This is a genomic window from Paraferrimonas sedimenticola (assembly GCF_002282855.1).
GTDB lineage: Bacteria > Pseudomonadota > Gammaproteobacteria > Enterobacterales > Shewanellaceae > Paraferrimonas > Paraferrimonas sedimenticola.
Window position 1 is genome coordinate 26,022 of record NZ_NRIR01000008.1, and the last position, 19,791, is coordinate 45,812.

10 protein-coding genes and 1 pseudogene are annotated in these 19,791 nt (G+C 52.1%); 3 read left to right on the forward strand and 8 right to left on the reverse strand.

Features of this window, described 5'->3' with window-relative positions; genetic code table 11:
* From leuC to recQ, 4 genes are all read right to left on the reverse strand, one after another.
* Positions 1-1,404 (reverse strand): 3-isopropylmalate dehydratase large subunit, encoded by a 1,404-nt coding sequence (gene leuC, locus CLC93_RS13910; RefSeq protein ID WP_095506593.1) that lies wholly within the window; start codon positions 1,402-1,404, stop codon positions 1-3.
* A gap of 40 nt (positions 1,405-1,444) precedes the next feature.
* Positions 1,445-2,533 (reverse strand): 3-isopropylmalate dehydrogenase, encoded by a 1,089-nt coding sequence (gene leuB, locus CLC93_RS13915; protein WP_095506594.1) that lies wholly within the window; start codon positions 2,531-2,533, stop codon positions 1,445-1,447.
* Entirely contained in the window at positions 2,530-4,095 is a 1,566-nt protein-coding gene (leuA, locus tag CLC93_RS13920; protein ID WP_095506595.1) for a 2-isopropylmalate synthase, read from the reverse strand. Before leuA ends, leuB begins: the two co-directional genes overlap by 4 nt.
* A 326-nt stretch (positions 4,096-4,421) precedes the next feature.
* Positions 4,422-6,254 (reverse strand): DNA helicase RecQ, encoded by a 1,833-nt coding sequence (recQ, locus tag CLC93_RS13925; protein ID WP_095506762.1) that lies wholly within the window; start codon positions 6,252-6,254, stop codon positions 4,422-4,424.
* Between the two features lie 164 nt (positions 6,255-6,418).
* On the opposite strand from recQ, the gene rarD reads away from it, so the two are divergent.
* On the forward strand, positions 6,419-7,363 hold the full coding sequence (gene rarD / locus CLC93_RS13930) for an EamA family transporter RarD (RefSeq protein WP_425439856.1): 945 nt from the start codon (positions 6,419-6,421) through the stop codon (positions 7,361-7,363).
* A 115-nt stretch (positions 7,364-7,478) separates the two neighbouring features.
* On the opposite strand, the gene rpmG is transcribed toward rarD, so the two are convergent.
* The 3 genes and pseudogenes from rpmG to CLC93_RS13945 form a co-directional block, all read right to left on the reverse strand.
* Complete coding sequence (gene rpmG / locus CLC93_RS13935) at positions 7,479-7,649, reverse strand: 50S ribosomal protein L33 (RefSeq protein WP_095506596.1); 171 nt, start codon at positions 7,647-7,649, stop codon at positions 7,479-7,481.
* A gap of 10 nt (positions 7,650-7,659) precedes the next feature.
* Positions 7,660-7,896 carry a 50S ribosomal protein L28 gene (rpmB, locus tag CLC93_RS13940; protein WP_095506597.1) on the reverse strand — a complete coding sequence of 79 codons (237 nt, stop codon included), beginning with the start codon at positions 7,894-7,896 and terminating at the stop codon, positions 7,660-7,662.
* A gap of 127 nt (positions 7,897-8,023) precedes the next feature.
* Positions 8,024-8,203: pseudogene (locus CLC93_RS13945) on the reverse strand (JAB domain-containing protein); the annotation flags it as partial.
* 218 nt (positions 8,204-8,421) lie between these two features.
* Between CLC93_RS13945 and CLC93_RS13950 the strand changes: the two are divergent.
* Positions 8,422-8,637, forward strand: a complete 216-nt coding sequence (locus CLC93_RS13950) for a hypothetical protein (protein ID WP_095506599.1) — start codon at positions 8,422-8,424, stop codon at positions 8,635-8,637.
* A 17-nt stretch (positions 8,638-8,654) separates the two neighbouring features.
* On the forward strand, positions 8,655-8,936 hold the full coding sequence (locus tag CLC93_RS13955; protein WP_095506600.1) for a hypothetical protein: 282 nt from the start codon (positions 8,655-8,657) through the stop codon (positions 8,934-8,936).
* Between the two features lie 56 nt (positions 8,937-8,992).
* Here the strand turns inward: CLC93_RS13955 and CLC93_RS13960 are convergent, their stop codons facing one another.
* A complete protein-coding gene (locus tag CLC93_RS13960) occupies positions 8,993-19,789 on the reverse strand; it encodes an LPD38 domain-containing protein (RefSeq protein WP_095506601.1) in 10,797 nt (3,598 codons plus the stop codon).
* Positions 19,790-19,791: the final 2 nt, after the last annotated feature.

Below are 19,791 nucleotides of genomic sequence, written 5' to 3' on the forward strand. Positions count from 1 at the left end.
TTACTCCTTATGATCGCGAATATCGACAAAATGGCCAGCCACTGCCGCAGCAGCTGCCATCGCGGGGCTGACTAAGTGAGTGCGGCTACCTCGGCCCTGACGGCCTTCGAAGTTACGGTTACTGGTAGAAGCACAACGGTCGCCAGGTTCCAGCACATCGTCGTTCATCGCCAAACACATAGAACAGCCCGGAAGACGCCATTCAAAGCCGGCATCGATGAAGATCTTATCCAAACCTTCATCTTCGGCCTGAGCTTTAACTACCCCAGAGCCAGGTACCACCAAGGCCACCACACCCTCAGCGACGCGCTTGCCTTTGGCTTGCTTGGCGGCGTCGCGCAAATCTTCAATTCGTGAATTGGTACAAGAGCCAATGAACACCTTGTTGATAGCAATCGAGTCCATGTTCTGACCCGCTTCTAAGTCCATGTACTCCAGCGCTTTTTGCATACCGTGACGCACCGACTCGTCAATGGTGTCGCGCGGATTAGGCACCTGCTGGTCGATAGCCACTACTTGACCTGGGTTAGTCCCCCAAGTCACTTGTGGCGCTATGTCTTTGGCTTCTAGCACCACTTCGCGGTCAAACTTCGCACCTTCATCGGTTTGCAGCTGTTTCCAATCGGCAACCGCTCGCTCCCAATCGGCACCTTTAGGTGCGTATTTGCGGCCTTTGATGTATTCAAATGTGGTTTCATCAGGGGCGATCATGCCCGCTTTGGCGCCCATTTCGATGGCCATGTTGCACACAGTCATGCGCCCTTCCATGGTTAGGCCTTTGATCGCCTCACCGCAGAACTCGACGACATAACCGGTGCCACCAGCAGAGCCGACTTTGCCGATAACCGCTAACACCACGTCCTTAGCTGTGATGCCAGGGGCCAGTTGGCCGCGAACTTCGACTTTCATGGTTTTGGCTTTTTGCTGGCGCAGAGTCTGAGTGGCCAACACGTGCTCGACTTCAGAGGTGCCGATACCAAAGGCCAGTGCGCCAAAAGCGCCGTGAGTCGCGGTGTGCGAGTCGCCACAAACAATCACGCAACCGGGCAAAGTAATGCCCAGTTCAGGACCCATCACGTGCACAATGCCTTGGTTTTTATGGTGAATGTCATACAGAACAATGCCGAACTCTTCACAGTTCTTAGCGAGAGTTTCTACCTGCACTCGCGCCATTGGGCTTAGCGCTTCCAGTGAGGCGCTTTTGGTGGAAGTGTTGTGGTCCATGGTGGCAAAGGTTATGCCGGTTTGCGCCACTTTGCGACCCGCCACGCGCAAGCCATCAAAGGCCTGTGGCGAGGTCACTTCGTGCACCAAGTGACGGTCTACGTAGATCAAAGGAGCCTCGTCCGCCTTGGTGGCGATTTGGTGGGCGTCCCAGACTTTCTCATACAAGGTCTTAGCCATACTACTCACTCGCTTTAACTCGATTCGTTAATGTACTGTGCTACTCATTGATGTACTGCACGATGATGTCGCCCATTTCGGCGGTATTGCGCGCTTGCTGGTCGCTATTCGGACCTATCAGCTCACCGGTCAGATAACCGTTGGACAGCGCCTTAGATACCGCAGCGTCGATGCAATCGGCCGCTTCTGCTTGGTTTAAGCTATGGCGCAGCATCATCGAAGCCGACAAAATCTGTGCGACCGGGTTGGCAATCCCCATTCCGGCAATATCCGGTGCAGAACCGCCAGCAGGCTCATACAAACCAAAGCCGCTGGCATTGGTCGAGGCCGACGGCAGCAAGCCCATAGAGCCGGTTAGCATGGCGCACTCGTCGCTGATGATGTCGCCAAACAAGTTGGAGCACAGCATCACATCAAAGTCGTCTGGTCGTTTTAGCAGCTGCATCGTCGCGTTGTCGATGTAGATATGTTCAAGTTCCACTTCAGGGAAGTCTTTGGCGACTTCTTCCACCACCTCGCGCCACAGCACTGAGCTGGCCAATACGTTGGCTTTGTCCACCGAAGTCACCTTACCGCGACGCCCCTTGGCGGCGGTGAAAGCGTTGCGAGCAATTCGCTCAATCTCAAAACGGCTGTAGCGCATGGTGTCGTAGGCGAACTCTTGGTCACCCTCGCCCTCACGGCCCTTTGGCTTACCAAAGTAGATGCCACCGGTTAGCTCGCGTACTACCAGCACGTCAAAGCCACGGCCAGAAATATCGGCGCGCAATGGCGATAGGTGCTCAAGGCCCGGGTGCAAGGTGGCTGGGCGCAAGTTACAAAACAGCTCGAAGTGGCCGCGTAAAGGCAGTAGCGCACCGCGCTCAGGTTGGTCGTTTGGTGGTAAGCCTTCCCACTTAGGGCCGCCGACCGAGCCAAATAAAATCGCGTCGCTTTTCTCACAACCGGCTAAAGTTTCTGGCGGTAGCGGACAACCATGGTTATCAATGGCAATCCCGCCAACATCGTACTCCTGATACTCGATATCGATGGAGAACTTGGTCTCAACAGCCGCCAGCACGCGTCGTGCCTGCGCCATTACCTCTGGACCAATACCGTCTCCGGCCAATACCGCTACTTGATAACTCATACTTCCCCCGCCACTTTAGTTAGTTCGATTTCGTTTTTACGACTCGCCACTTGATCGGCGCGCCAGGTTAGATTCATCACGTGCACCAGTGCACGCACCGAGGCTTCCACCACGTCGGTCGCCAGACCCACACCGTGGAAATTTTGATCTTGGTAGTTGGCCACAATGTCCACTTGCCCCAAGGCGTCTTGGCCATGGCCCTTAGCGCCTAGATTGTAGGAGCTGATTTTAAGCTCACGTTGGCTAGCGCGCTGTACCGCTTTGTAGGCCGCGTCCACGGGACCATTACCTGTGGCCGCTTCAACGATGCGCTCACCGCCTACTTGCATGTCCACACTGGCAGTCGCCATACCACCGCTATCTGAGTGCACTGACATTTGGTTCAACTGATAGTAATCGTCTTGCTTGGTTTGGCTGTCGATAAACACCAAGGCTTCCAAGTCGTAATCGAACACCTGGCCTTTTTTATCCGCCAACTCCAAGAAGCCTTGATACAAAGTATCCATGTCGTAATCACTGTCGTTGTAGCCCATTTCTTCCATGCGATGCTTAATCACGTGGCGGCCACTGCGCGAGGTCATGTTCAAGTGGTTGCGACTCAAACCAATGCTCTCAGGAGTCATGATCTCGTACGTATTTTCTGACTTGAGCATGCCGTCTTGGTGAATACCCGAAGAGTGAGTAAAGGCATTACCGCCAACAATCGCCTTGTTTGGTTGAATTGGCATGTTGCACAACTGACTGACGAGCTGTGAGGTGCGGTGAATCTCTTTGGCGTTGATGTTGCTGCTCAAACCCAACATGTTTTTTCGGGTTTCCAAGATCATCGCTACCTCTTCAAGGGAGCAGTTACCGGCGCGCTCGCCAATGCCATTGATGGTGCATTCGATTTGGCGAGCTCCGGCTTGCACCGCGGCAATCGAGTTAGCCACCGACATGCCCAAGTCGTCGTGACAGTGCACTGAGATGATGGCTTGGTCGATGTTAGGAACGCGATTGAATAGGGTTTGAATGATGTTGGAGAATTCAGATGGGACTGTGTAGCCGACGGTATCAGGAATATTAATGGTACGCGCACCAGCGGCAATCGCGGCTTCCACGGTACGACACAAGTTGTCGATTGGGGTGCGGCCCGCATCTTCACAGGAGAACTCAACATCATCAGTGTAGTTACGTGCATGTTTAACGGCGTTAACCGCCATATCTAGTACGTCATCGAACGAACGGCGTAGCTTGCTCTCAACGTGAATGGTGGAGGTCGAGATAAAGGTATGGATACGGAATTGGTCTGCCACGCGCAAGGCCTCGCCCGCTGCATCGATATCTTTGGCCACTGCACGAGACAGGGCACACACTCGGCTATTCTTGATTTCACGAGCAATGGTTTGCACCGATTCAAAGTCACCGGGAGACGACACTGGGAAGCCCACTTCCATGATGTCTACGCCCAGTCGTTCCAAGGCGAAAGCGATCTGAAGCTTTTCGTTGACCGACAAACTGGCGGCTAGCGCCTGTTCGCCATCGCGCAAGGTGGTATCAAAGATAAAGACTTGGTCCGACATTAGCGTGACTCCTGCAAAACTCGTGTATTGCGATTCAAATAAGTATAAAAAAACCCGCACTTTTCGGTGCGGGTTTTCTGGATTCTTTTGGCTTATCTAGCAACCAAAGCTTATCCCCCCACACGTGTCCGTGCCAGGTCGAGTAGTAGCTTTAGTAGTGAAACTTGGGTTGCCATTGTTTTGTTTAACCGCTCTCTGTTTGAAAGTTCAGTGATTTCGGTATTAGTGCCTGCTGCAAACAATCGCCCAAAGCTGCCAAGGTGTCAACCCTTTAGCCCAAGCTAGACATTGAAAATCCATCAAGATTGCGGATTTGTTAGTAGAAGTTAGGCGTCTCGTTGTGCCAGGTAGGACTCGATTTCCGCCATAAAGTCGGCACCGTAGCGCTCTAACTTGGTTTGGCCCACGCCTGAGATATCCAAGAACTCGTATTCCTGTGTTGGCGTCTTTTGGGCCATTTCGACCAGACTGGCATCGGAGAACACCACGTAAGGCGGTACCCCATGCTCGTCGGCCAAGCTCTTGCGTAAACCGCGCAAGCGATTGAACAACAAGCGGTCGTAGTTCTTAGGCGGCGTCTTGCCCTTAAGGCGACTGTTGGCAATCAGACGAGGCTCGGCTAACTCCAAAGCTTGTTCGCCCTTAAGCACAGTGCGAGCAGCGGCGTTAAGGCTAAGCGCTGAGCCGCGAGTGATGTCTTGGCTTAAAAAGCCCAAGTGAATCAACTGACGAGTCACACTGTACCAATAGTCGTGACTGAAGCGCTGTCCAATGGCGAACGTCGATAGTTTGTCGTGTCCGCGCTCGGCAATGGCTTGATTGCGAGTGCCCATCAGCACTTCGACCGTATGGCCAACTCCAAAGCCTTGTTTGAGGCGATACACGCAGGACAACACTTTCTGTGCTGCCTCTAATCCGTCGAAACGGGTGGGCGGGTTTAGGCATATGTCGCAGTTGCCGCACGGCTTGTGGCTCGGCTCGTCAAAGTAATTCAGCAGTACTTGGCGACGACAGGTAATACCGGCGGCAAACTCGGCCACGCTGTGAAGCTTGTGAAGCTCAACCCTAAGTTGCTCTTCGTTGGTGGAGCCTGAGCTTAACAGGCTGCGCACTCGTCCTTCATCCGCTGGGTCAAATAGCAGCAGAGCTTCCGACTCAAGCCCATCACGACCGGCACGGCCCACTTCTTGATAGTAGGACTCGATGCTCTTTGGCAGGTCGTAGTGCACCACAAAGCGCACGTTAGACTTGTTAATGCCCATGCCAAAGGCGACGGTGGCCACCACAATATCGAGCTCATCGCACAAAAAGCGCTCTTGCACACTGGCGCGAGTGTCTTGCTCCAGACCCGCGTGATAAGCCGCCGCTTTGTAGCCGGCTACTAACAGAGCATCAGCCACTCGCTCAACGTTGCGACGACTACCGCAATAGATGATGCCGCTATTGCCCTTTTGTAGCGACAAGAAGCGCTTAAGCTGCTGCATAGGCTGAAGTTTTTCAGCGACTGTGTAGCGAATGTTAGGGCGGTCAAAGCTAGAAACTTGCTCAAAGGGGTGTTGCAACTGCAAGCGCTGGACTATGTCATGACGAGTGGCCTTATCCGCGGTGGCGGTTAGCGCCATCATAGGCACCCCGGGCAAACAGGCGCGCAAACGCCCAAGGGCTGCGTAGTCAGGGCGAAAATCGTGACCCCATTGGCTAATACAATGCGCTTCATCCACTGCCACAAAGCTCACCTGAGATTCACGCACTCGCTCTAAAAAAGTGCCCGCAAGTAAACGCTCGGGCGAGACGTACAACAGCTTTAACTCACCGCGGCGAATGCGGCTAAATATATCTAGCACTTGCTCGCGGGAGCGCGTGGAGTTGATGTAATCGGCGGCAACGCCAGATTCCACCAGCGAGTCGACCTGATCTTTCATCAAACTGATGAGCGGCGACACCACTAAGGTCAGCCCTGGTAGCAATAAGGCTGGAATCTGATAGCAAACACTTTTACCGCCACCGGTGGGCATGATCACCAGACTGTCGTGGCCATCGAGCGCGGTTTGGATTACCTCGCGCTGGCCAGGGCGAAACTCGCGGTAACCGAACACCTGCGCCAACACCTGTTCTGGGCTGGAGACTTGCGGTGGAATGTCGAGGGCGGTTTCGCTCATGAGTCCTTTCAAGGTGGCTTGTGTTGGCAGAATGCGGCTTATTCTATCGGCTTGCAACGTGCTTGTCTGTAGTTCCTTTGGTGGGTTTTTGGCAGATTTTTGCTGAAACAAAGCTAGTACATTGTCTAATAAAGGAATTGGTGTTCGCCCTATCGAGGCGTACAATGTCGGCCTGCAAACTAACCGCACTGATTGATATGCAAAACTCCCAGCGGCAAGGCATTCTGTTCGCCATCGCCGCCTACGTGATGTGGGGCATCGCCCCGATTTACTTTAAGCAACTCGGCCAAGTCCCAGCCGACGAAATTCTGATGCACCGGGTTATTTGGTCGTTCTGGCTGGTGATTGCCATCGTTGCTCTACAGCGTAATTTTGGTCGCGTCAGAGCACTCGCCAAACAACCGAAAAACCTCATGGTGCTGTGTTTTACCTCTGTGGTTATCGCCGCCAACTGGCTGATATTCATCTGGGCAATCAATAACGACTATCTACTCGAAGCTTCCTTGGGTTACTACATCAACCCTCTGCTCAACGTGCTGCTTGGGGTACTGTTTCTTGGCGAGCGTCTGCGTAAACCGCAACTGCTAGCCGTAGCGGTGGCTGCAACAGGTGTGGCTATTCCACTGATAAGCCACGGTAACATTCCCTATGTGGCGTTGGCACTAGCAGGCACATTTGGGATTTACGGCCTGCTGCGTAAAAAGCTACCGGTCGATGCCTCAACCGGCTTGCTATCGGAAACCGCGGTATTGATGCCTTTTGCTCTGGCTTATTGGGTGTGGTTCACTGACTCGCCGTCGGCCAACTTGATGACCAACACCACTGAGCTAAATCTGTTGCTACTTGCTGCAGGCGTGGTTACTACCCTACCCCTGTTGTGTTTCGCCGCCGCAGCCAGTCGTATTCCGCTGTATATGGTGGGCTTTATTCAATACATAGGCCCGAGTCTGATGTTTGTGCTCGCTGTGGGTTTGTATGGCGAACCGCTGACCGACGAGAAAATCATTACCTTCGCCTTTATTTGGAGTGCTTTGGCTATCTTTACCTGGGATTTAATTCGCCATGCTAGGCGCAAACGCAAAGCGCGTAAGGCAGCCGCTCAGGCCTAATCCGACAAGCGGCTCGCCAGTGCGAGCCGTTTTTGTTTGCCACATGCTCAATCACTTTCTGGCAGGCACAAAAAAAGCTCCCAAGGGAGCTTTTTTCGAAAGGATTAAAAACCAATTACTTGATTTTTGATTCCTTGTACATCACATGCTTGCGAACAACAGGATCAAACTTTTTGATCTCCATTTTCTCAGGCATAGTGCGCTTGTTTTTGTCAGTCGTGTAGAAGTGACCAGTTTTGGCAGATGAAACCAATTTGATCTTTTCGCGAACACCTGATTTAGCCATGAGTTACCCCTTAAACCTTTTCACCGCGGGCACGCAGTTCAGCTAGAACTACTTCGATACCCTTCTTATCAATGATACGCATACCCTTGGTAGAAACGCGCAGCTTAACAAAACGTTTTTCGCCTTCAACCCAAAAACGGTGGTTTTGTAGGTTTGGCAAAAAGCGACGCTTGGTCGCGTTGTTAGCGTGTGAACGGTTGTTACCGGTTACAGGACGCTTGCCAGTTACTTGGCATACTTTAGACATGTAAGTCTCTCCAAAAAATAATCTAACGCTCGAGCATTTAATGTACCTCGTATGGCCGTCGCCCGAGGCACATAAAGAGGGCGCATTTTATACAGCATCTAAAATTAAAGATCAAGCAATCGGTGGTTTAAATCCAACCTCGTTCCGCAAACGAAACAACCTGCTGCTGACCCACTACCAAGTGATCCAGCACTCTTACGTCGATGCTACCTAGCGCTCGGACTAGGCGATCTGTGATGCCACGGTCGGCCTGACTCGGCTCGGCCAGTCCGGACGGGTGATTATGCACTAGAATCATCGCAGCGGCTTAATTGTTTAACTTATTCAGCTACTTACGGCTTCTTATGAAAGAAAGAAACAGTGTTTGGTACACACGTTGGTACACAAATCAGACGCAAGAATAGCCTAATCCAGCTGAGCTGGCTAGATATGCAGAGGCGTATTTAGTGAAAGAAGTGGCAAGCAGCCTTGAGACTCGCAAGCGATTATCCACACTAAACGAAGTTAAATCAAAAAGGCTGTGCTATGACGATTATTCTGATGCTCGTTTTTGTGATCGCTGCACTCGCGGTTGGTACTAAGATTGGATGGATGTTTGGGGTGCCACTGGTCGCATTTGGATTGTGGTTGGCAGTCGAAGCAGGCAGCGCCAGCTGGCGCAAACGTCAGGAGGATCTTTTCTGGTTCATCGGATTGGCCGGTATTGCGTTTGGCGCAATCGCGACTATTTTTAACTGGTGAGCATTAAGGAGGATGGCATGACAATTTTTCGCGGCTTACTAATGGCTTGGTGGATCATGGTTATCTTTAAAGCCATATCCTCTTACCAAACTTTCCTAAGAGCTAAAGAGCTTGGCGCACCTTTAGACGGTGCATCGCAACTATTGAGTCAAGCCTTAGTAGGTGCAGTTGCCGGGGGGATAGTCACTTTGGTATGGTTATCTGTGTTAGGTGTAAAGCATTACATGGGGCGCGAAATAGATAAACGCGTCGCAGAAGGGATTGCCAAGGAGAGGGGCGATCACAAACTAGAAGGATAAAGAGAATTGGGCAAACACTCGGGGGCTATTAAGCCCCCGTTTTTTTTGCTTGGCGATTACCACTGGCCGATTCGGAATTTCAAATAGGCTTGTTGGTAAATCGCATTCTTGCGCTCGTTGATACGATCCAGACGTTGACGCATTTCCTCACTTGAATAGTTCCCACGCCGCACTAACTCAGCCTGTTTGTTCAGGACCGATAGTTGGCGTTGGATTCGATTCAATGCTTGGCGTGCGCCTATCTCTTCGCGATGCGCTTCCATGACTTCCATCGCTCGCTCATGGTTGCCAGTCATCATCGCACTCTTGTAGCTGCCAGCAGCCTCGTTCGCGATATTGAGCGCATCATAGAAAGCGCTTTGTTGCATCGTGCTCGACGGTACCCCGCTGCCTTGGTAGAGCGTGCGGACTAATGGCAAGCGTTCGATGCCCTGGGCCGGCTTAGTAATGCCGAGCAGCTGACGCGCAACAATGTCTGACAACATCAAAGCGTATGATCCGAGCGTACCGGTATAGCCTTTAATCAGGTGTTCAACCTGTTTTGGCGATAGGCCAGTGGCTCCGCCTAGTGCTTTAACCGTGTCGCTGGTGTAAGCGTTATAGCGTTCGCTTGGTAGCTTGTTCCGGTCGCCCATCCCTTCAATTGGCGCATCACGGAAAAAGCTCTTATTGGCAACGACCTCAACGAACGGCAGAACCAATTGCGGTACCGGGTTGATTGCTAGCGTTGACATAAAGGCATGCTGGATTGAGTTGGCGGTATCCTTGCCCGATTGCGAGCCACTGCCCAGCGCAAATAAACGCTCAGGCATGGTGCCAAAGATAATCCCCAGCTCGAACGGCTTAGGCAAGCGCCAGTGTTCATCACCGAAGAAGAAGTGCCAGTTCGCATCCTTATCCCAGTTTGGCAATGCCTGGTAACGTTCGTCATCGTCATTGATTGCAGCCAAAGCAAGGCTGAACGCCATCACCTTTAAGCCTTTCATTGCCAGGTTAGCCGACAGCACTTTTAGTACCTTGTCTTTTTCCCCAGCTTTCGCAGCGCGAACCAACTTGGATAGACCTTGCAGGCGAGCGTTAAAGAAAGGAAGGAAATCGACCATAGTGCCGATTAGCGCCCAGTTACCCTTGCGGCTGTAGTCCATAAGGTCTTTAGACTCGAACGCGGCTTCTCGTACCGATTTGCCAGCTTCTCGCGCCGATTTGTAGGTAGAAAGACGGTTGGCGTTCTCAATTTTGTCGGACCAGCCTCGGTACTTCTCAATCACCTGTCCTGACTTGGTGAGCAACGAGCTCATGTAATTCTCGATCTCTTGTTTGCCCATGCCGCGCTTAGATAGGTTGCGTCGGATCTGTTGGGCTGCAGCTTCCGGATCGGCGGCATGAATGTAGCCACCTTGGAACGCCGCACCAGAGAAGATAAGCGCCTTATAGTCGTCATCCTCGGCAAAGGCTTGCTTAAGCCCTTTCATTGAATCCTTGCCGAACTCAAAGCCATCCTTGTTGATCATCCACGCATGCACCGCATCACGGATAAAGTTACGCAGCATGAAGTCCGGGGAGAGTGTAACGCCAGTGGTTAAGAATCGCTTAGCAGCTCGACCGACACGATTGAGGATTGCCTGGTTAGCCGTATCGGTAACAGCCACTAGGCCGCGCAGTAGCGCAGGATCATGCACGCGGAAGTATTGCGGTTTGCCATCAATGCGCACTGAAACAATATCCTTATCCTTCGGTGGCGTGAGCGCGAATAGTTGCTCATAACCTTGCTTGGGCAAGTCATCGAGTTTTTCGATCACCGCATCAGCTAACGCGCCACTGCGACTGTCGCCTTGTTCGTAGGCTTCTTGCTCAATCAGCATCGCCATTTCGTGATCGCCGTTCGCAGCCATCAGGTGCGCCCAATGCTCGGCTTCCTCCACGCTTTGCTTAACGCGCTGGATGATTTGAGCCTTTGGCACAATCACTGGCTTAAAGCGCAGCGATTCGTTGGAAAGGAAATCGGTACCTTTTAGGTTCGTCACCACTTCGCGCATGGCGTTGTTCTTCAGTGCCGCATCAAGCAAGGTTGATTGACGGCGCAGAATGTTTTCCAGCAAGTCTTTGGTTGAGCGGGTACCGCCTTTCAGTTCGCGGATCTGAGCAGACTGGCTAGCAATGCCTTTCTTAGAAAATGGCGCGGCAATCCAGTCGGCAATCTGGTCCATTTCTGTATCACCTTCTTCACGGAAAAACGGCACGTAGTATTCTTCATCGAATCCACTGCGTTGCTCTTCGCTAATCAGACCGGCTTCCTGGGCAATGTCCAACGTGGCGGAGTTGTGCTGGTTGTATTCCTTGCGCACCGCCTCGAACAAAGCTTCTTTCTCGGCAGGAATGTCTAGCAACTCGTTAATGTCATCTTGAGTCAGGTTGTTTTCACGACCTTGCTCCATTAATCGCTCGGCACGTTTAGCGCCCATCCAAGCTAACCAGTTGTTTAAGTCTTCTTGGGAGAGTTGGCCCAGGGTATCCAAAAGCCCGGTGGTACCTTCTTTGAATTGAATCACGCCGTCGCGCCACTCGGGTACCCCGAAGTTGAACATGCCATGCAGAATATCCGACACACCAGAGGCAAGACGCGCTGACACATAACCCATCTTGTTCAGGTCGTTGACGCCAGCCGCTTCCTCGGCGTTCTTAATCCCCACCAAGGCATCGAACACACCTTCATCAACCCGGTTCCAGAACGAATCGCTTTTCAGCTTGTCGGCGGTGCCGGTGAGGATTTCGCGGATCTTCTCGCTAAGTGACTGACTTGCTTCTTCACCTAAACCAAGCTTTTCTTTGGCGGTTCGGGTGTCAGTCCGCTCTTGACTGTAAAGCACAGAGTCTTGTTCACTATCCCGATTTGTTCGGGAGTATCGAACAGAGGAAGGATCTGAACCATCAGGGTTTATCGAACTGTCATTCGACTTAAAACCCATCACGATAGAGTTCAACATATCGTCCATGAACGCTGTATCTTTTTTGGGTATTAACCCCATCGACTCGAGCAAGCGACGAATGGCATTGGTCAACCGGCGCCACCAAATATTGCGCTTGCCGTTTTCTGGCTTGTATTGCACAAACCGAGCAAACAACTCTTCGGCCTGAACTTCTTCACTGCGTCGCCCGTAGTCGTGGCGAATGCGCTTCCAGTCGCCAGCAAAGGCCGGGTCATCGCGTGTCTTCAAAATGTCATCAATGAATTTCTTATAGTCTTCCGGCTTGATGACATTGCGCAGCCCACCGTGGGCGATAACTTCGTGCGCTAAGGTTCGCACTGCAGCATCAACGCTTTTAATATTCTCAGCAATGATCCCCGCTGTTTGAATCTCAGGGTTGTAAGCGCCAAAGGTTACATAGCTTTTGTTGTAGTGAGCCGGTCGCCCGGCCATCATGTTGTACTCAGCCTGAGTGGGAATGACCTCAATGCGAATGCCAGCAAGTGAGCCGCCTAACTTTCGAGTGATGATCTCAATCGCTTCCTGGGCCATGCGCATTTTTTTGTTGAGCGCTCGTTGTTTTAGGTTGAAGCTGAAGCTAGGAGCTGGTGAAGAAGTCTTGGCTTGAGAATGCCATTCCTTGTTCCACATGCCTTGCTCGCCATTCTCTGAAGATGCCCATCCGGTGTCGCTATTAATCCAGTCTATGACGCGATAGTCGCTTTGACTGTTAATCAGTCCTAACAGGTTTTTCGCCACCTCTTCATCGCTGGATTTAACGATGACTGCAGTGGCGTTCGCTCGATAGGTTGCAGCCAAGATCCGCTTGGCACGTTCCTCGCCTTTGAGATTCTTCGCCTTGTCCGCTTCAAAGCTGATCGAGCCAATAACGTTGTGTGCCGTATTGAGCAGGATAAGCGCATGGTCAGCCTTAACTCGATCTGCTACGCCTCTTGCGCCTATAGAAGTAGTGACACTGAACTGATCCGTAAGCGTGCGCTTTTGCAGTCTGGTTTCGGTGATAGCAACGCGCTTATTGCGGATAGCTGGCGTTGCTTTAATTACGTCCATGTTATAGCGGTCGGTAAAGAATCGCGCCTCACCGTTGTACCCGAGCACCACATGACCGTCATAGTCAATGCCAATCCCTTCAGTCGCCCTCACTATTTTTTGAGTAACCACTAAGTCCGCTTCAGAATGTTGGGTATTTCCTGAAGGATGATTGTGACTCAGGTAGTAACTAGCGGCGTTCGGTGTATCGGCAATGGCGCCAGCGACTAATGATATGTCCACTGAGGCGCCATCGCGACGACCGATAGAATGGCGAATTAACCTGATAGGTTTACGGTCTTTGTCCAGTACAAGAATGAAGAAGTTTTCTTGAGCGCGTTTTCGCAGCGGGGCAAAAATATGGGCCGCGTCTTGCGGCCCAGTTACTTGCTCAATCCCGATGTTTAGTTGCCCGACTTCTCTTTGGGCGTAAAGGGTATTAAAGTTTTCTGTGTAGTCTCGTCTTGCCGTTTGCTGTGATACTTCGGCGGCGGGGTGAAAGTCGAATTCTTGTTGGTTGGGAATATTCTCGTTAAGTTCCCCACTCGGTAGGTCGCTCGCTTTTCCGTCATAATCTGGCATCGCCTCATTCAGTAAGAACCCACCATCAGTTTGCTCAACTTCCAGTGTTTCAAATAAGCCATCAAAGGCATCAGAAATCACCGGCATTTCGCTTGCTAACGGATAAGGGTACTCGTAGTCATCGAGCATCTTCTTAAGCTCTTCGGCTTCAGTCTCTGAAATAACATTGGCCAAAAAGTCGTTGCTATAGCCCTTCGCTGCTGCCTTGTTAATTATATACGTTTCAAAAGCGCGAGCCGCCATTTCGATATTGGTTCCCCAATAAGGCTTAGACTTGCGCTTATCTAGCGTGTTACTGCGCTTTGGCATATCGGTGCTGCGGATAGCATCAATGATCCCATGAAACGCTTCGTAGGTAGCAAGGCGGATATTGAAATCTTCTGGCGTGGTTTTAACCACCTTTCCGCTTTCAACGTCGTGCTTATACACTGGTCGCGCAACGCGAGTGATGAACGGATCTCTTCCGCCATCGCGATTACCAAAGTGATTGTCTAGCGCGTGAAACCATTCGTGCGCCAATGAGCCAGCGCCTTTCTTTTTGGTCAGATTGATAACAACCAGGTCAGGCTCATAATGAGCGCTTGCCGGGTTTTTACCGCCTCGACCTCGAGCGCCGAACGCTAAGCCGAGTTGGCCATTAAGCGATAGCGCGAGCGGTGGCAGATCCAGAATCTCCGCCAAATCTAACAGGCTATCGTAAGCCTCATTGAGATCTTGCTGTCGCTTGTCGTTCTCGACCCAATTACCAAACTGCACACCTCTAAAACCAAAGGTGTTGCCGAACTGCTCAGGGGTAACGTTCTCGCCACCGCGATAGTCTTCACCGATACGCGGGGAGTTATCCGTTCGACGCATCGGAGGCTTTTGGGTTTTGTTCTTGTACTTGGCAAGCACGGCATCGTAGTTGGCATCGAGATAGTTCTTCGCCTCTAGTCCGTTGGCAAAATCGGTACCCAAGATCATGTAGTTGCCGGCAGAGATTTTTCTGAAGATGCTAAAAGTCTTATCCCCACGGAAGCGACCGACAGAGAACTTCACTGGCTGCTTACTGTCGGGTTTTCCGAGCTGGTCTTTGATGTAACTTAAAGCGCCGTCCAGCTCTCCGAAGACTTGGGTTTTACGGTAGTCCTTGTGCTGCACCTTAAACCAGTTGGTGTACTCTTTTGCGTCATCGCCAAGCCCTTTGATCAACTTGCCTTCTTCAGCAAGGATCGAATACTCACCAAGCGTCTTAATTTGGTCGGGGGTCAACTCATTGGCCAGCGCAAAAAGATCCGGCATTGCGCTAAAGGCTTTGGTTTCACGCATGCGTTCGCTTACCTGGTCCACGGTTAGAACGCCGTCAGTAATCAACTTGGCGAAATCGCGAGCGGTTTCCACTTGCTTCACCCAACGGGCGACTTTATGAGGCATGCGAGGCTTAGCGGGGATTGCTGCGCGAGTATGCGCCAATACCGCTAACAACTCAGGCGCCATTCCACCTTCCTGCAACTTCTTATAATCCGGTTGAGGGAACGACTTTGATAGCGGTTCGGCCATCAAATCAATGTCGGAATTCAAGGCGGAAGTTAGGGATGCCAGGTGTTTACGGGCGCGGGGAAGTATCTCGCCAAAGTCTTCAATCTTAGGCGAGGGTTGGTTAGCGTTCGGCTTTGGGGGCGGGTTTGTCTCCGGGGCAGTATCAGAATCCGGGACACCACGAACGGGTTTCCAATCAATCAGAGCAACGTGGTTATAGTTGATGCCTGGTGCAATCACCGCATCAAAACCTTGTGCCTTTAGGTCATCAAATGCAGGTAGATCCCAAAGCTCTTCCATTAGCTCGGCATGCGCTACAAAGAATGGTTTTTTGATGTTTGGCTCAACAATTCGGGCCGACTGATTTCGCTGCGTGATAAACATATAGCCTTTATCAGCGGCAGGCTTGGTGTGCTCAGGACCGAGCGCAGCAATGTCTTTGGCGTAAGGCTGGCCATTGATAGAATCCAGCACCGCTTGAGTATCAGCATCGTTCAGGCGCACGCGGATCACAGCTAAATAATTGTCTGCATTCTGCCAGTAGTCGTAGGCTCCGTCGCTTAACTGAGTGTCATCTTCAGTCTTCGCTATCGCATCATCAACCTTTGCAGAATCCAAACGTCCATCAGTCACCAGGCTGTCGGTGTGGCGGTACAGCGACTGAGCCAATTCAGCCTCGTATTTTGCCACTTCGCTATCGCTTGGCTTCTCGGGCGTTGGGGCCGGCTCTTCGTCAATCGGCATGCCTTTAGCGCGGCGCGTTTCCAGCGTTGGCCAAAACGTCACGCCATCGGGCGTGTAGTAGCCAGCTTCGCGCTTCAGTCGAATGATTTCCTCTTGTGGCTCAGGGTGAGTGTCAGGGTTTACGACCGGCACGGTATGACCCACGACTTGCTGAAGGAACTGGCGTTGCGCATGCGTGTTAGCAGAAACAACCGGCGACCACCACGGCGGCGGGTTGCCGCTGATTTGTGGGCGAGCGTCCATTTCCACAACTTCACCATCGAGCACGGTAAACACCATGGCGTTCTCGTCAACGTCGATTGCGGTATTAAACACCTCAAAGACGGCACCGAATTTAGGCGAATCGACAAATCGAATTTCAAGATTGGGGAAGGTGTTATTTTTGAGCTTGGCGCGGATAGCACGGATCGGCATAGCATCGGCGTTTGCTACGTCGTAGTATTCGTTTTTATTGCCAGGGTAATAAATACGGCGGGTTGGCGTACCCTTGTTGTCGCTGCTGCTCATGCCTTCAGTGGGCTCACTCCCTTCAAGAGCGTCTACTTTACTCTGAGTTTGCCCTTGGGGGCTACTAATAGTCTCGCCAGCATCAATAAACGCTTGCCAGGCAGTCGCGTCGTCGCGTCCAGCTCGAAGCGCAAGATCCATTGCATCTTTTGCCTGATCGGTAACGTCGTCATTGAACGGGCTGAACTGATAAGGGTTTGCCACTTTCACGCGAGCGGCAATCATTTCAGGGGCGAGCTTGCTGATTTCCGCATCGTACAACGCAGCCAACGGCTGTCGCTTGCCATCGGTATCCAGGTACTGTTTAACGCTATCAGCGGGATAACCTAACTGCGCTTCAATATCGCGACGGAATTCTTCAAAGGTTAGATTAGAAACATCGGGGAGTTGAACGGATTTAAAGCTTTCAGGTAGTTGGCCCATCATACCAACGCTAGCGGTACCTTCAGCTTGGGTTACTTGCTCTTGTCGCTGCCGTGTTTGCGTATCACTTCCAGCTCCGCGCTCACCATCATCTGTTGAAACGCTATCGCCTTCGCCTTCCTTGCTCTTGGGGAGTCGTTCTGGATTAGCGCCGAAAAAATCTCCGCCGGGCTTAGGTTGCGATTGTTCTTGCTGGTTCTGGTCTTGTTCGACATAGGCAATGGCTTGAGCTGGGGTAAGTGCATCGTCGCCAAATAGGCGACCGTCCGGGCTCGACGCCTTGATTAAACTGCCGATAAGCCCATCAAACAGTGTAGTCATTTTCTTGCCGCTTCGCAGATTGCGGTCGATGGCTCGAGCTAGCGTTTCCACTTCCTTCGAGACATAGCCATTCATCATATCGCCTTGGCTTAATAGCTCGTCTAAGGCTTTACCTTCACGGCGCGATTTGAACACCAGCTCAGTGGCTTCAGCGAAGATTCCGGATAGTTCATTACCCACTTCACTATTAAGCTCACGCAGCTGGGCCATTTTGCCACTGACGTTTGCGAGGCTGTTAATGATGTTCTTCAGATCCACGGTAACGGTTTCGCTGGCAAGCTCTAACAGCTTGTCCGAGCCAAAGGCTTTCGCGAATACCGCACGCTCAATGCGAGTGGCTAAATCACGATTGGCCTTGCCGTCTTTTTGGGTGAATGCGCCCTGCTCCGCTTCCGGTAGGTTACGCACGAACGCACGCACAAAGGCTTGGTTATCCGGGCTTAGAATGTTGCCGTTATCCGGCACGCTTAAGAGGCTTAGGGTTTCGCCATCCAGTGACTGCGCATCAATGCTCGCCTGCTCCATTGGGGATAGGCCCAGGCTAGCCGATTCGTTCGAGTCTTTGGTGAACTTGCGAATGCCTTCCTGGTCCAGCTCCGTCATACGCTGGCGCACCAAAATAGGCTGACGCATCCCGGCGATTTGCTCAGGGGTTAGGCCAAACTCTTCGGCGTGCTGCTCAAGGTAAGCGCGGTATTGCTTGGCGGTACCTTGGCGGTAGGCTTCAACCAAACCGGCAGCACGACCATTACCAGATTCAACAATGTTGCCATCGACAATTGGCGCACCGCGATCACTCTCCGGGGAGTTTACTAGGCGGTTGGGATTGGGGTTGCGAGAAATCTGCTTCATTTGCTGCAGACTTGCCGAGCGAGTACGGTCACGCGGCTGACGTTCGGCAGGATAGGCAGGGTTGATTCGACCATCAATAAAGTTACTGGTTACAAGGTCGTCGCCTTCAATCAGTCGATACTCAACGTCAATCAGTTGATTGCTTGGGGTGTATACCTTATCGCGACCGGCTTCAGTTACCGGTTTAATCGCAATCGCATGCCCACCTTCGACCGGCTGCACGGTTGGTGAAAGGTTGTCTTTTTGCGCGTCCTTAAACGGCTTAGCGGCTTTGGCGGCTTTGGCACTGGCAAACGGTTTGCCTTGCGCGTTACCTAAGAAGATGATGCCTTTATCGACCAGCTGCTTAGGCGCGTCTGCCAATTCCATTTGACGCTTGCGCACCATCATATTGAGTTTGCGTTTGGCTTTCTTGCGAGCTTGGCGCTCGTCCTTTTGAGCCTGAGCCAACGCTTCGCGCTCGGCTTTGAATTTATCCTGGGCAAACACCACACCTTTATCGGGAATGGCTTTCGGCTGCTCACGTTGAGGCAGTGCGGCAGGCTGTTGCGGCTCGGGAACTATTGACGCTTCGCTGTCGATGTATGGGCTAGCCAGTAAACCAGCGCCACCAGCTTGGAGGTTCTCGCCTGCGGGAATGAACTCGCCTTCTTGCTCATACGGCATAGGCTTGCGCTTATCGGCACGCTGACTGTCTTGATCCAATAAGTCGTCACCGAACTGACCAGCACCAGTGGCGGTATCAAAACCGGCTTTGCGAGCGGCAGCGGGTTGCTCGTAGTCATCGAAGTTTCTGGCGGTCGCTTGTGCCGATTCAACGTCTGCTTGGCGCTTCGCCTCTTGCTCCGTGTTCGCGTCCATCGACGCGGCCAGTGGCTCGTTGTCTTGACGAATTTTATCTGCAGCTGGGTTCTTGGTTTCGTTGGGTTGTGGGTTGCGGTTGGCGATGCCACCAATGCCACCAACGGTACCACCAAAGGCGCCACCTAAGATCCCTTCATTCACGGCAGCGTTCGCAACACCAGCATCCAGCTCGCGGCCATCAAACGGTTGCAGCGCTTGGTTAACGCCATACTTTGAAATCCCCGCTTGCGCGGCTTCGGTTGTACCTTCGGTAATAAAACCGGTTGCTGCGCTTTTCATGACGCCGTTCTTGGCGATACGCATACCCAATAGCGCTTTACCCAGTATCGGATCACCGATAGCAGAGGCTGCAAAGTTGGCCAATAGGACTTTGGGATCGGCACGAACTTCGTCTGCCACTTGCTCCGCCAATTCGGATTTTGCAGCATCCCATTTTTCTTTCGCACTGAGCTCGGGGCTGTCGGCGTGCTGTTTAGCTACCAATTCACCAAAGCGCTTGGATTCGGCCAATATCTGATCCGGCAACTCTAAGACTTCTTGGCGAGCCTCGGCCATCTGCAAGCCGGTGCCGGATGCACCACCTGGCAAAGCGTAGCCAGCGACGTTATTGGCCTTTTTCAGTTTCCCGCCAAGTTTAGCGGTTTTCGCTAACAGTCCTGCCGCACCAGCGCCGGGGATTGCGGTTGAAGCCAGTTGCCCACCCAGTTGAGCGAAGTTCAATAACCACGTATCGAAATCCGTTAGACCTTCGCCAAGGCTTACACTGCCGTCATCATTCCAGTTAACCAACGTCTTGCTGAGCGCTTCCTGACCGCTCTGTGACATTTCGGCATGATTGTCTTGCGCCCATTTATAGAACGACTCAGCGACGGCATTAGCGCCAACGAAATCAAATACCCCGCCTAAACCGGTTTGCGCACCGGCTTGAAACGCGTCGATAAAGTCACCAACGCGACCTTGCTCATTGGTTGCTACTGGGTTGCCTTTAGGGGCGTATTGGCTGGGATCGAATTTGATATAAGCCATGA

Excerpts from the sequence above, each read along its gene's own strand:
- rarD (WP_425439856.1), top strand. The coding sequence starts at position 6,419 with ATGTCGGCCTGCAAACTAACCGCACTGATTGATATGCAAAACTCCCAG.
- leuB (WP_095506594.1), bottom strand. The coding sequence starts at position 2,533 with ATGAGTTATCAAGTAGCGGTATTGGCCGGAGACGGTATTGGTCCAGAG.
- CLC93_RS13960 (WP_095506601.1), bottom strand. The coding sequence starts at position 19,789 with ATGGCTTATATCAAATTCGATCCCAGCCAATACGCCCCTAAAGGCAAC.
- CLC93_RS13955 (WP_095506600.1), top strand. The coding sequence starts at position 8,655 with ATGACAATTTTTCGCGGCTTACTAATGGCTTGGTGGATCATGGTTATC.
- leuA (WP_095506595.1), bottom strand. The coding sequence starts at position 4,095 with ATGTCGGACCAAGTCTTTATCTTTGATACCACCTTGCGCGATGGCGAA.
- rpmB (WP_095506597.1), bottom strand. The coding sequence starts at position 7,896 with ATGTCTAAAGTATGCCAAGTAACTGGCAAGCGTCCTGTAACCGGTAAC.
- leuC (WP_095506593.1), bottom strand. The coding sequence starts at position 1,404 with ATGGCTAAGACCTTGTATGAGAAAGTCTGGGACGCCCACCAAATCGCC.
- recQ (WP_095506762.1), bottom strand. The coding sequence starts at position 6,254 with ATGAGCGAAACCGCCCTCGACATTCCACCGCAAGTCTCCAGCCCAGAA.
- CLC93_RS13950 (WP_095506599.1), top strand. The coding sequence starts at position 8,422 with ATGACGATTATTCTGATGCTCGTTTTTGTGATCGCTGCACTCGCGGTT.
- rpmG (WP_095506596.1), bottom strand. The coding sequence starts at position 7,649 with ATGGCTAAATCAGGTGTTCGCGAAAAGATCAAATTGGTTTCATCTGCC.